Genomic DNA, 12916 nt, shown 5'->3' on the forward strand with positions numbered 1-12916 from the left:
GTGAACCCCGCCCACACCTCCCGCACCTGCCCGCGCTGCGGGCATGTGGCGAAGGAGAACCGCCTCACCCAGGCCTCGTTCGTCTGTACGGCGTGTGGACACACCGCGCACGCCGACGCCAACGCGGCGATCAACATTCTCAGGGCAGGGCTTGCCCTTCGCCGGGCTACGCAAGCGGCTTAGCGAGAAGCCGCTCCTTTCAGGGAGCGGAGGAGTCACCTGTTCAACCCCCGTCTTGGGCCGACGCCGGGCCCTGATATCTGCCATATTTTGGCCTATCGAGGGGTCTATCGCTGTATGGTCGCCAGACGTAACATGCCGGAGAGGAGATACCGGCGGTATCTTCTCCCGGCCCGACGGTGTAACCGATGTAACGGCAGACGGACGCCTGTCGATTGGTAACTGTATTGTCTCGGGGGTTTTGCTGTGCCCCGGCATGAATAGGGGGCGCAGGCGCATGGACTTCTGGAAGACCATTTTCGGCCTCGTCAGGCGGAGAGCGATAGGGCCCCCTCTGGGCGCTCTCGGGCTCGTCGCCGCGGCCCTGGTCTTCTTCCTCGTGCCGACCTACTACGTGTCGACCGCGTCCATGGTGCTGACCACCCCGGCGACGGGGGGGACGCTCTCGACCGACCCCACCAGGCCGATCGGGCTTACCAACCCGCTGCTGCAGTTCAGCGACGGGCTCCGCGTCACGGCGGGCATCCTCATCCTCTCCATGAACACCCCCGAGGTGCTGGCCGAGCTGGGGGTGGCGGAGAACGGCACCACCAAGGTCACCGTCAACGACGGACGTACCAACCCGGATCTGCTGGGCATCAGCACCAACGGCCCGTTCGTCTACGTGGAGGTGGAGGGCCGGGACGCCGCCGAGGCCCAGAGCGTCGTGCTGCGGGCCAAGGAGCGCATCCGCAAGGAACTGGCCGACCGCCAGCAGGCGCTCAGGGCGCCCCGCTCCACCTTCATCTCGATCGTCGACGTCGTGCCCTCCTCCGTCCCCACCGCCAAGATGTCCGGCAAGCTGATGGCCGCCGGCGGGGCGCTCTTCCTCGTGCTCCTCGTCGGCCTGGGCATCGCCTACGGCCTGGCCTACCGGCGGGCGGACGGCCACCCCGGCGACCATCCCGGCGACCACGCCGGCACTCCGGAGGCCGAGGGGAGGCGCGGCGACCCGGACGACGGCGACGTGGTGGCCGGGCCCGAGGGCGACGCCCCTCCGGCTCCACCCGAAAAAGGACCGTTCCAAGATGACTCGGCGGAGCTCATCGTGGTGGTGGAGGAGGACGACGAGGGGTCGTTCGCGCACGGCGGCGACCACGGGGCCGACACCATCGTGTTCACGCGCGCCGGTGGGCGGGACGAGCCCGAGAAATGACCGGCGGGCGGGACGGGCGCCGGAGAGCGAAGGCGGCGGCCCACGGACCACGGGTCCCGGCCGGCCGCCGGATGTCGGAGTAACACCCCGCCCGGGTGCGGGCGATGACCATTGGCGGGTTCGGGCCCGGCTGCCCGCCGTACGGCTGGGGGGAGGAAACACATGGACTTCTGGGGGACGGTCGTCGTCCTGTTCCGGCGTTGGTACGTCGTCGTGCCGGCGTTCGCGCTCTCCCTCGCCGCCGCGGCGGGCGTCTACTCGACGGTGCCCACGACCTACACCTCGGGCGCGGTCCTCGTCCTGACCACGCCGACCACCGGCGGCAGCCTGCCGACCAACCCGCGCATCCCCAACGGCCTGACCAATCCGCTGCTCAACTTCGACCGAGGGCTGAACGTCTCGGCCTCGATCCTCATCGCGGTGATGGGGACGCCGGACATGGCGGCCGAGCTCGGCGCGGTGGAGGGCGGTGACACCTCCTACGCGGTCACCAACGGCGGCAGCAACCTGGAGTCGCTGGCCACGGGGCCGTACCTCTTCATCGAGGGCGAGAGCTCGTCGCCGCAGGCCGCGCGGGACATCGTGACGCGGATCATCGTCCGGGCCAAGCTTGAGCTGGTCACCCGTCAGAAGGCGGTGAAGGCGCCTCCGGCGACCTACATCACCACCTACGAGGCGGTGCCGCCGACCGTCGCGCTGCCGCAGCGCGGCAAGAAGCTGCGCGCCGTCGCCACGGCGGTGGGCATCGGTGTCGCGGCGGGTATCTGCGCGGCCTTCGCCGCCGAGAGCCTCCTCCAGGCCCGCAAGGCCCGGCGCGGTGCCGTCAGGCGCCGGGGCGCCGAGGAGACGCCGCCGGCGCCGGAGCCCGCACTCAACGGCCGGTCGCCGGCCGACAGTCCGGCTGTGAGGGGCTGACGTCCGTGACACCCTTGCCATCCCCATCCCCATCCCCATCCCCGGCCCCGTCTCCCGCGGCCCCCTCGGCGTCCGTGCCCCCGGCGGCCCGGGGCGCCGCCCTGCCGACCCGCAGGCGGGCCGACGGCGCGACCCTGGTCTGCTTCTTCGTCGTGGCCCTGTTGATCATCCCGGCCCGTCTCGTCTTCCGGGCGTTGCCGCTGTCGCTCACCCCGGCCAACTTCGCGGCCCTGGTCGCCACCCTGTGCTGGCTGTGCGCGCACTTCACCGTCACGCTCGGCATGGCGAAGGGCCGCACGCCGGTGCGGAGCGCGCTGTTCGTCTTCCTGACCGCGATGATGGCCACCTTCGGCTACGCCACCTACGGCTATCTGCCCGCCGACGAGCTCAACCTCGCCGACCACGCCATCATCCTGCTGGTGGCCGGCGCCGGGCTCGCGCTCATGGTGTGCGACGGGGTCCGCGGCGTCGACCGCCTGGACTTCGTGCTCAAGGTCGTCGTGCTGGCCGGCGCGGCCATCGCGGTGATCGGGGCCTGCCAGTTCCTGTTCGAGCTGGACCTCACCCGCTACCTGGCGCTGCCCGGCCTCCGCTACACCTCGGAGGACGGGTTCATCAGCGCGAGGTCGGACTTCCGCCGGGTCGCCGCGACGACCGGTCACGCCATCGAGTTCGGCGTCGTGTGCGCGATGCTCCTGCCGCTCGCCGCCCACTACGGCTTCAAGGCCCGCGAACGCGGGGAGCCCGCCCTGCGCTGGTGGCTCTGCGCCGGTCTGATCGGGATGGGGCTGATGTTCTCGGTCTCCCGATCGGCGGTGCTGAGCCTGGGCGGCGTGGCGATCGTGCTGTTCCTCGGCTGGCCCGCGCGCCGGCGGATCCAGGCGCTGGGCGTCACGGTCGGGTTCCTGGTGCTGATGCGGATCATGGTGCCGGGGCTCATCGGCGCCTTCTACAGCCTGTTCGCGAACGTCGGCACCGACGACAGCGTCCGCTACCGTACGCACGACTACGAGGTCGCCGCCTACGAGGTCGCCAAGCATCTGTGGCTGGGACGCGGAGCCGGCACGTGGTACGCCCCCAAACACCAGGTCTTCGACAACCAGTACCTTCTCTCCGCGGTGGAGACCGGCCTGGTCGGCATCACCGCGATCGTCGCGATGTTCGTGTGCGGGATCTACTCCGGGCTCCGGGTCCGCCGTCTGAGCGCCGACCCCGGCACGCGCGACCTCGGGCTCACCCTGGCCGCCTGCCTGGTGGTCCCGCTGATCGGCGCGGCCACCTTCGACCTGCTCTCCTTCGCCACCGTCACGGGCCTGTCGTTCCTGCTGATCGGCGCCGCCGGGGCGTTGCTGAGGAGCACGGTCGCGGTGGCCGCCGAGCGGCCCCGTGAACCCGCGGCCCCCTGGCGGGCCCGGGTCGGCACCGCGACCAGGGGGTTGTTCCGCAGGTCCGGCGGGGCGGGCGGCTGACGCGCCACCCGCCCCGCCGGGGCCGTCACTTACAGGGCAGCGGGCCGACGGTCGAGGTGATGCGGTAGTTCTCGTCGATCGTGACCAGCGTGTTCCCAGCCCAGTCGATCTTGGCGCAGTCGGACTCGACCGGCGCGTACTCCCAGGACTTGTCGACCAGTCTGTTGTCGCGCACGACCAGCTTCCCTCGGCCGTTCCTCAGCTGGATACTGTAGGTGCCGCCCATGATGAGGTTGTCGGTGACGCTGGCGTTCACGATCTGGCTGTCGGTCAGGAAGATCGGCGCGGTGATGTCCTTGGCGTCGCGCTGGTCGACGGTGTTGTGGTCGAAGATCAGGTTTTCGCCGGTGTGGTAGGTCTGGATGCCGTCGGAGTGGTCGTCGGGGTTGGAGCACAGGTGGACGTAGGAGTCCCGGATGACCACGTCGTCTCCGGCGGCCCGGAAGCCGTCCCCGTGGTTGCGGACGTGCACGCGCAGCGCGGTGTACTTGTCCTGCCCGATGCCCGGCAGGGTCTCGCAGCCGGTGGGCGGTCCGACGGTCGAGTCGACGATGGTGAACCGGAAGGTCTTGGGCCCGTTCGCGTTGATCACGGTGCCGTCGATCCGGCTGTTCTTGATCGTGACGTTGTCGGCGTGGATGAGCAGGTCACCCCGGATGTGCTTGCCGTTCAGCATGGCCCCCGGGGTGGTGACGCGGTAGGCGGCGTTGTCCTCGTTCAAGGCCAGCTCGGCGAGCTTCACTCCCGGCGGCACGCCGGTGCAGGCCGGAGTCGGATAGGCGCAGGCGCCGTCGTCCGGGATCGGGGAGTGCGAGGGGTCGGCCGTCAGCGTCGGCAGGGGGGTGCTGCGGGTGGGGGTCGGAGAGGCGGTGGGCGGCGGGGTGCGCGTGACGGTCGGGCTGGGAGCCGGGGTGGCCGTCTCGCTCGGGGTCGTGCCCGGCGTCGGCTCGGGGCTGCCGGGCAGGCTCGGCGTCGGCTCGATGGTGCTCGGACCCGGGGTGGCCTCGGGCTCCTGGTCCTCGCCCGTGGTCGCCGAGGGGGAGGGCGGCGGCTCCGGTGACGGGGTGCCGTGTCCCGGCGGGCGGCGGTGCCAGCGGAAGATGACGTCCACCCAGTAGTTGTAGCCCTTGGGGTTCGAGCGCCGGGGGAAGGCGCTGCCGCCGTACCCGAACACCCCGGGGGTGCGGGTCGCCGTGGTCAGCGGGCCCGAGCGGGTGGCGCCGAAGCCCCGGCTGCCCACGTAGGTGCCGTTCTCGCTGTGGTAGGAGACCGTGTAGACCCGGGTGGCCTCCAGCCGTACCGGGGAGGCGAAGCGGGCCTCCTGCCAGCCCGAGGGCCTCTCCCCGGCGAACGAGACCTGTGCCAGGCGTCGTCCGCGGCTGTCCCAGAGGCTTCCGGTGTGCCTGCCCTTCTCTCCGCGCGCCTTGTAGAACCGCACTCCGGTCACCCAGCCGCCCTGGGCCGGGGTGAAGCGCATGCCCAGCTCCATGGGCGTGCGGTCGGCGTGCGCCGGCGCCTTCACCGTGGTGGCCGCCGACCAGAAACCGGTCTCCTTCGGTGCGCCGAGCTCCGAGCCGGACTCGGGCCGGGCCGCGGACGCCTGCCTCACCGTGACCTCGCCACGGTTGAGCAGCCATACGGCCGGGACGGATATCGCCACAAGGGCAACGATCAGGATTGCTACCAGGCCTGGCTGCGACCTTCGACGGCCGGGGTGGTCACCCGTACGTTTCTCGTCGCCGTGTGGGGGGTGCGTACTGGCCATTTCTCTGACCTCCGCGCCGATCGACGATCGGCTTGACGATGTGTCGTTCTGGTCCTCGTACGGAGGCCATTGTTGCGACTGAGGTCATGGCAGGGCAGGGGTTTCGCGACTATTTCCCTGCAAGTGATATTAAATAACGATTGTCCTACTATGTCGCGACTTGCCTATTCGGTTGGGAGAAAAGCAACGGCCGGGCGCCGAAAAGGATTCGAATATGAAGATCAGCCTACACAGTTCAGCGGGCCGACGGTCGAGGTGACGCGGTACTTCTCGTCGATCGTCACCAGCGTGTTCCCGGCCCAGTCGATCTTGGCGCAGTCGGCCGCGACCGGTCCGTAAGCCCAGGATCCGTCGACCAGCCTGTTGTCGCGCACCACGAGTCTTCCCCGCCCGTTCTGCACCTGGATGCTGTAGGTGCCGCCCATGACGAGGTTGTCGGTGACGCTGGCGTTCACGATCTGGCTGTCGGTCAGGAAGATCGGCGCGGTGATGTCCTTGGCGTCGCGCTGGTCGACGGTGTTGTGGTCGAAGATCAGATTTTTGCCGGTGTGGTAGGTCTGGATGCCGTCGGAGTGGTCGCCGGGGTTGGAACACAGGTGGACGTAGGAGTCCCGGATGACCACGTCGTCTCCGGCGGCCCGGAAGCCGTCCCCGTGGCCGCGGACGTGCACGCGCAGCGCGGTGTACTTGTCCTGCCCGATGCCCGGCAGGGTCTGGCAGGTGTCGGCGCGGCCGACGGTCGAGTCGGCGATGGTGAACCGGAAGGTCTTGGGGCCGGCGGCGTTGACGACCAGGCCGTCGATCCGGCTGTTCTTGATTGTGACGTCGTCGGCGTGGACGAGCAGGTCACCCGGGATGTGCACGCCGTCCAGCACGGTTCCCGGGGTCCTGACGCGGTAGGCGGCGTTGTCCTCGTTCAAGGCCAGCTCGGTGAGTTTCACGCCGGGCGGCACGCCGGTGCAGTCGGGGGCCGGATAGGCGGGACACCGCGTGGCGCCACCTGTGGGGCCGCCTGTGGATCCGGCGGAGGGACCCTCCGCCGGACCTCCGGCGGAGGAGGAGGAGCATCCCGCCGCGAGCGTCACGGCGGCCGCCGAGAGGGCGGTGAGAAGTCTGGCCCATCGCATCGTCGTTCACTCCATCGCAGTCGGAATCGCACGTGTCGTCGTATCGGTACCGCGGAGCCGCTCCCGCAATCGTGCCCACGACCCGGCCGACAGATCCCGCCCGCTGATCGCGGACACCGGCAGCGGCCAGTCGATCCGCAGGTCGGGATCGTCGTAGCGGACCGACAGGTCCTCGGCCGGGTCGTGCTCGCGGTCGATGCGGTAACAGACGTCCGTCTGCTCGGTCAGAGCCTGGAAGCCGTGCAGCAGGCCGGGGGGCACGTAGAGGGTGGTGAACGTCTCGTCGTCGAGCAGCACGGACGTCCGTTCCCCGAAGGTCGGCGAATCCGGGCGCGCGTCGATCAGCACGTCGTGCACCGCGCCGCGCGCGCAGCGCACCAGCTTCGCCTCGCCCCGGCCGGAGCGGCCGTGCATTCCGCGGATCGTGCCCCGCCGGGAGCGGGACTGGCTGTCCTGCACGAAACTCGCCGGGTCCAGCCCGAACCTCTCGGCGGTGACCCGGTCGAAGGTCCGGGTGAACAGCCCCCGGTCATCACGGTGCGGCGTCGGTATGAATAACAACACCCCGTCTATTCCGGTTCGTTCTACTCTCATGTCGTCAATCCTTCAGAGGTGATCGGGAGGCGTTCCGGTGAACGGCCCTGTGGATGAGGACGGCCCCGCGGACGAGGGCGTTCCGGTGGCCGCCGAAAGTTCCGGCGGGCGGCGGCCGGTCGTCGGCGTGGTCATGCCGGCCCACAACGAGGAGGCCGTGATCGCGGGCGGTCTCGACCGGCTGCTCGCCGGCACCGCGCCCGGCGAGTTCGACGTGGTGGTGGTCGCCAACGCCTGCTCCGACCGGACGGCGCAGGCCGCCAGGCGGGCCGGGGTGCGCGTCCTGGAGACACCCGTGCCGGGCAAGGCCAACGCGCTGCGGCTCGGCGACGAGGTCTGCCGGACCTTTCCGAGGGTGTACCTGGACGCCGACGTCGAGCTGGACGCCGGGGCGGTACGCGCGCTGGCCGCCGCGGCCGGCAGGCCCGGCGTGCTCGCCTGCGCCCCGGACTCGGTGCTGGACCTGGACGGGGTCGGCCGGCTCGCCCGCCGCGTGCACACCGTGCAGGACCTGCTGATCGCCCCGTTCCGCGCGCTGGCCGGGGTCGGGGTCTACGTCCTCACCGAGGAGGGGCACGCCAGGGTCTTCCCCATGCCGTCCGACGTGATCTCCGACGACGGCTGGGTGCACGGCAGCTTCGCCCCGCACGAGCGGGTCGTGGTGCCCGAGGCCCGCTCCGTGGTGCGCCCGCCCAAGACCGTCTCGGCGCACCTGAGGCGGAGGGTGAGGGTGCGCCTGGGCAACCGGCAGCTCGCCGTCCTGGGCCGGCCCGCGCCCGAGGGCCGCCTGCGGCTGAGCTCCCTGGGCGCCCTGGTGGCCGGGCGGCGGGTGAGCCCGCTCGACGCGGGCTGCTATCTCGCCGTCATGCTCCTGGACCGGGCGCTGACCCGGATACGCGCCCTCCGAGGGGGCGGGGTCCAGTGGGGCATGGACGTCGGCAGCCGGTCCCGGGCGGGCGGGTGACCCACCCGGCACCGCCCCGCCGGGCCGTACGGCCCGGCCGGGCGGAAGCCGGGTCCGCTCAGGCACCGGCCCGCTCGGAGACGGTGTATATCCGGATCCAGTCGAACGGGCTGTCCGGCCGGGCCTTGCGTTTCGCCTTCAGCGTGCGCACGTGGTGGAAGCGGCCGGTGCTCAGCAGGAGGTCCTCCTCCGTCGGGTTGAGGTAGATCACCGTGACCGGGCGCGGATTCCGGTCCACGGTCGCCAGCAGCCTCGTGATCACGGTGGCGAACGTCTCCCCCCGGAAGGGGTTGTTGAGGAAGACCACGCTGACGTCCTCGGGGATCTCGTAGTCGAGCACGTCCGACTGGACGAGCTCGACGTTCTCGCAGCGGAGCCGGAGACGGGTGCCGACGATGTTCTGCCGGGCGATGTCGTTCAGCTCCCCGGACAGCTCAACCCCGATCACCTTCTTGAACGGGTACCGCCACGCGGCCTCCAGCACCATGCGTCCCATGCCGGAGCCCAGGTCGATGAAGACGTCGCTCTCGCCGACGGCACGCCTGGGCAGCGTACGCCGCAGCAGCCGCCAGCTGGCCGCCACGTAGTCGACCCGCTCCTCACCGGCGAGCCCGAGCCGCGCGAGGCTCACCGTGTCCGAGGTCCGCACGCCGTACCGGCGCTCGAACAGCAGGCGGACGGCGACGCCGCGCAGCCATCGACAGGGGCGCTGGAGCGGTCCCAGCACCGTGCCCACCGCGGTCGCCACGACCTCCAGGGCCGCCTCCACCACGGTCGCGACGAGCTCCGCGGCCGTCTCCACGGCGGGTGTGATCTCTCCGCCGACGACGACGGCCTGGAGAAACAGGCCCATGGCAACCACCTTTCTCTGATCGGATGGGACGACCGGCCGGCTCTCTCCTCCCGGCGTCCCGTGAACTCTCCGCGGCCCCTACCGGCCGACGGCCGCGTAGGCGGCCAGCAGCGCGCTCCTGGAACGCTCCCAGGACAGCGGGCCGCTGACGCGGGCCCGGCCGATCTCCCCCATCCGGTGACGCTCGTCGGGGTCGTCGAGCAGACGGGCGATCAGCTTGGCGAACTCCGACTCGTCGTTGGCCGGCGCGTACACCGCGGCGTTCCCGGCCGAGACCCTGGCCTCCTTCAGGTCGAAGGAGACGATCGGACGGGACATCGCCATGTACTCCATGATCTTGTTCATGGTGGAGACGTCGTTGAGGGGGTTGAGCGGGTCGGGCGCCAGGCAGATGTCCGCCGCCGACAGGTAGCGCACCAGGTCCTTGTCCGGGATCCGGCCGGTGAACTCGACACGGTCGGAGAGCCCCAGCCGGTGGGAGAGCGCGACCATGTCCTCGAAGGTGTCTCCGCTGCCGACGAACACCGCGTGCCAGTCCGTACGGCTCAGCTCGTCGCGGAGTCTGGCCAGTGAGCGCAGCGCGTAGTCCACGCCGTCCTGCGGGCCCATCACGCCCAGGTAGCACAGCAGGTGCGGCTTGCCCCGCCTGAGTGACTCCTCGACGGGAACCTGGTGGAAGCGCTCGACCGCGGGCGCGCTGCGCACCACGAACACCTCCTCGGGCTTCTTGCCGCCCCGGCTGACCGCGACGTCGCGGTAGCTCTCGTTGGTCGCGATGACCACGTCGGCCACCCGGTAGGTGAGCTGTTCGAGCCGGCACACGGCCCGGTAGAGGAGGTCCTCGCCCCGGTCGAAGCGGGACAGGTAGAGCTCGGGAACGAGGTCGTGCTGGTCGAACACGAACCGCGCGCCGTGCCGTTTGAGCATCAGCGCCACCAGGAACAGCAGATCCGGCGGGTTGCAGGCGTGCACGACGTCCACGGGGCCGATCCGCCGGGCCAGCCGGAAGGTGTGCCAGAGCGCCGAGCCGTACTCCCGCAGATAGCCGAGCGGCCCGCCGGTCGCGGCCCGCAGGGGATAGCGGTAGATCTTCACCCCGTCTATCTCGATCCGCGGCTCGGTGTCCCGCTTGGTGCCGAGAGGGCAGATGACGTGCACCTCCCATCCGGCGTCGCGCAGCGTGGTGCTCTCCTGCCACACCCGCCGGTCGAACGGGACGGAGAGGTTCTCGACGAGAATGAGTGCTTTACCAGCCAAGGCCCACGTATCCAGGGTGTGCCCGGCGCGTGTCGGCGTCGGGGAGTCGGACGAGATCGATGATTGTGCGGTCCTCCGCGCCGTCGAGAGCGCTCAGCACGGCCGGATCCTGGCAGCCGACGACGCAGACGTCGGCGTGTGCGAGCACGTCGTCGGCGGAGTTGGTCAGCAGGTCGCCCAGGTGCGGCAACCTGCTCTCCATGTAGTCCCTGTTGGCTCCCATCAGGCGCGACAAGGTGACGTTGGCGTCGTAGATGCGCAGGTCGAAGCCCTTGCCGAGCAGGCGCTCCGCCAGCTCCACCAGCGGGCTCTCCCGCAGGTCGTCGGTGCCCGGCTTGAACGACAGCCCGAACAGCCCGACCTTGCGGCTGCCCGCCGCGGCCACCAGCTCGAAGGCGCGCCGCAGGTGGTCCTCGTTGGACGGCAGGACGTGCGAGAGCAGCGGCACCGAGACGTCGGCCTGCCGCGCCGCGTAGACCAGGCCCCTGAGGTCCTTGGGCAGGCACGAGCCGCCGAAGGCGAATCCGGGGCGCAGGTAGGCCGTGCTGATGTTGAGCTTGCGGTCGGCGAGGAAGACGTCCATGACCCGGTGCGAGTCCAGGCCGAGCGCCTGGCAGATCGCCCCGATCTCGTTCGCGAAGCCGATCTTCAGGCCGTGGAAGGCGTTGTCGGCGTACTTCGTCATCTCGGCCACCGCCACCGGCACCCGGAAGACCTCGCCGGGCAACCCCTCGTACAGCGCGGCGACCGGGTCGCCGCTCGCCGCGTCGAACTCGCCGATGACCGTCTTGGGCGGCTCGAAGAAGTCGCGCACGCTCGTGCCCTCGCGGAGGAACTCCGGGTTCACCGCCACGCCGAACCCGGTTCCGGCGGTCAGCCCCGACGCCCGCTCAAGGATCGGGACGAGCAGGTCGGTGCAGGTGCCGGGGAGCATGGTGCTGCGGAAGACGACCGTGTGCCGCCCCTCCTTGGCCGCCAGCGCCCGGCCGATCTCCTCGGCCACCCGCTCCAGGTAGACGGTGGACAGGCTGCCGTTCGAGGCGGACGGCGTGCCCACGCAGACCAGGGAGATCTCGGTCGCGCCGACGGCCTCGGCGACGTCGGTGGTGGCCCGCAGCGCGCCGCTCCGCACCACCTCGGAGGTCAGCTCGCCGATCCGCTCCTCGACGACGGGCGCCTGCCCTCGGGCGATGAGCTCGACCTTGAGCGGATTGACGTCGACCCCGATCACCTCGTGCCCGCTGGCCGCAAGACAGGCTGCGGAAACGCAGCCGACATAGCCGAGCCCGAACACGCTGATTCTCATTTGTGTTTTGCCTCCGTCGCGTCACGTGCCGCTTGGTCGTGAGGCAGGAGGAACGCTTTCTCAAGCCTCGTCTGACTCATCCGCCGGCCGGATGACTTATTGTGATCACTGCGATTTCGAGAAGCAATTATCGCCGGAAATTCCGGATGCGATCAACGGTTCAACATCCGGAATCCACGGGCAATCCTTCGCAGGGCGGGGCCGAGCGCGGACGACTTGGCCGCGTCGATCACGGAGGTGCGAGCGCGCCGTAGTGTCTGCAGGGTGGAGCTGCGTGTCACGATTCCCTGGCACACCAGCGTCTCGCCGGTCTTGGCGCGTCGTTTGTATTCGTCCTCACCCCGGCCGAGGTCGATGCGGGTGATTCCGAGGGCGGGAGCGGCGGCGACGAGTTCGCGCAGCAGCATCCATCCGGGGGAAAGATTCGCGAAGGCGGGATCGTAGACCGGAAACCACCAGTGCAGCACCTTTCCGGAACGTAATCCGAAATGCGCCGCGATCAGATGAGGACCGGCGTGCAGAGTGGACAGCACACCGCCGAAGGCGGAGTCGCGGGTGTGCAGCAGTCGCGTCAGCAGTTCACGGCGATCCGGTTCGGCGAAATAGTCCCTGGCCCCGGTGGCGGCGTACTGCCCGCGTTTGAGCTCCACCACCCGGGCCAGCGCCTCCCGATCGAGTGAGTCGGCGACGAACCGCACCGTGCCGTGGGTCCGCTCCGTCTTCGCGATACGGCGGCGGGCCTGCCCCATGTTGTCCTTGCCGCTCCGTGACACGCGGCCCAGATACCCCTCCAGGCCGCCGGAGACGTCCAGGAACGGCGACGGGCGGCGCGACTCCACCCACGGCTCGAAGCCGGAGTGGCCCTCGATGAGATGGTCGAACGCGAAACCGCGGACCCCGCCGGTGAGCAGGCCCAGCGGGGAGAAGGAGGAGCCGGGGGCCAGTACCGGCCCCTGGAAGTCCGCCGCGGGCCAGCCCGCGGGCCTGATCAGCGACCGCTCACGGTGATGGGGCAGCAGGGCCAGCACCCGGCCCGCCCGGTCCCTGCCCACCGCGACCCGCACCCGGCGCCCGCTGGCGTGCACGGCCGCGGCGAAGCCGGGGTGGAAGTAGGGGCTGTCCAGCAGCGGATTGGCCGCCCGCAGCAGATGCCAGGCGTCGAGTTCCTCCGCGCCGAGCGCCTCGAACCCGACCGTCCTCATCGCCGTGGGCCGGTCGGGGTCACCGGCGCCCGGCTCGCCGACCGTCTCGCTCGCGGGCACGCTCATCGTTGTCCCTCCTCGGGAGGCCG

General features: G+C 70.4%; 12 protein-coding genes. 5 read left to right on the forward strand and 7 right to left on the reverse strand.

Annotated elements, in window-relative coordinates; genetic code table 11:
- From ABZ194_RS10545 to ABZ194_RS10560, 4 genes are all read left to right on the forward strand, one after another.
- Nucleotides 1-183 (forward strand): zinc ribbon domain-containing protein (locus ABZ194_RS10545; RefSeq protein WP_355594591.1); only part of this gene is annotated, 183 nt, incomplete at its 5' end.
- A gap of 274 nt (nt 184-457) precedes the next feature.
- Entirely contained in the window at nt 458-1375 is a 918-nt protein-coding gene (locus ABZ194_RS10550) for a hypothetical protein (protein ID WP_355594593.1), read from the forward strand.
- A gap of 162 nt (nt 1376-1537) precedes the next feature.
- Nucleotides 1538-2290 carry a hypothetical protein gene (locus tag ABZ194_RS10555; RefSeq protein ID WP_355594595.1) on the forward strand — a complete coding sequence of 251 codons (753 nt, stop codon included), beginning with the start codon at nt 1538-1540 and terminating at the stop codon, nt 2288-2290.
- 74 nt (nt 2291-2364) lie between these two features.
- The gene (locus tag ABZ194_RS10560; protein ID WP_355594597.1) at nt 2365-3759 is read left to right on the forward strand and encodes an O-antigen ligase family protein; all 1395 of its coding nucleotides are present in this window, start codon (nt 2365-2367) and stop codon (nt 3757-3759) included.
- 25 nt (nt 3760-3784) lie between these two features.
- Here ABZ194_RS10560 and ABZ194_RS10565 read toward each other — a convergent pair whose 3' ends face one another.
- The 3 genes from ABZ194_RS10565 to ABZ194_RS10575 form a co-directional block, all read right to left on the reverse strand.
- Nucleotides 3785-5419: a DUF4082 domain-containing protein gene (locus tag ABZ194_RS10565; protein ID WP_355594599.1), complete on the reverse strand. Its 1635-nt coding sequence runs from the start codon at nt 5417-5419 to the stop codon at nt 3785-3787.
- A gap of 326 nt (nt 5420-5745) precedes the next feature.
- Nucleotides 5746-6651 (reverse strand): hypothetical protein, encoded by a 906-nt coding sequence (locus ABZ194_RS10570; RefSeq protein ID WP_355594601.1) that lies wholly within the window; start codon nt 6649-6651, stop codon nt 5746-5748.
- A 6-nt stretch (nt 6652-6657) separates the two neighbouring features.
- On the reverse strand, nt 6658-7245 hold the full coding sequence (locus ABZ194_RS10575; protein ID WP_355594603.1) for a dTDP-4-dehydrorhamnose 3,5-epimerase family protein: 588 nt from the start codon (nt 7243-7245) through the stop codon (nt 6658-6660).
- Nucleotides 7246-7282: 37 nt separating this feature from the next.
- Between ABZ194_RS10575 and ABZ194_RS10580 the strand changes: the two genes are divergently transcribed.
- Complete coding sequence (locus tag ABZ194_RS10580; RefSeq protein WP_355594605.1) at nt 7283-8209, forward strand: glycosyltransferase family 2 protein; 927 nt, start codon at nt 7283-7285, stop codon at nt 8207-8209.
- 58 nt (nt 8210-8267) lie between these two features.
- Here the strand turns inward: ABZ194_RS10580 and ABZ194_RS10585 are convergent, their stop codons facing one another.
- The 4 genes from ABZ194_RS10585 to ABZ194_RS10600 form a co-directional block, all read right to left on the reverse strand.
- Entirely contained in the window at nt 8268-9062 is a 795-nt protein-coding gene (locus ABZ194_RS10585; protein WP_355594607.1) for a methyltransferase domain-containing protein, read from the reverse strand.
- A 78-nt stretch (nt 9063-9140) separates the two neighbouring features.
- Nucleotides 9141-10319 carry a glycosyltransferase family 4 protein gene (locus ABZ194_RS10590; protein WP_355594609.1) on the reverse strand — a complete coding sequence of 393 codons (1179 nt, stop codon included), beginning with the start codon at nt 10317-10319 and terminating at the stop codon, nt 9141-9143.
- Nucleotides 10309-11625, reverse strand: coding sequence for a nucleotide sugar dehydrogenase (locus tag ABZ194_RS10595; RefSeq protein WP_355594611.1), 1317 nt, complete (start codon nt 11623-11625; stop codon nt 10309-10311). Before ABZ194_RS10595 ends, ABZ194_RS10590 begins: the two co-directional genes overlap by 11 nt.
- Before the next feature lie 152 nt (nt 11626-11777).
- Nucleotides 11778-12893 (reverse strand): GNAT family N-acetyltransferase, encoded by a 1116-nt coding sequence (locus ABZ194_RS10600; protein WP_355594613.1) that lies wholly within the window; start codon nt 12891-12893, stop codon nt 11778-11780.
- Nucleotides 12894-12916: the final 23 nt, after the last annotated feature.

The sequence above is a fragment of the Streptosporangium sp. NPDC006007 genome (assembly GCF_040614315.1).
In the GTDB taxonomy this organism is placed as follows: domain Bacteria; phylum Actinomycetota; class Actinomycetes; order Streptosporangiales; family Streptosporangiaceae; genus Streptosporangium.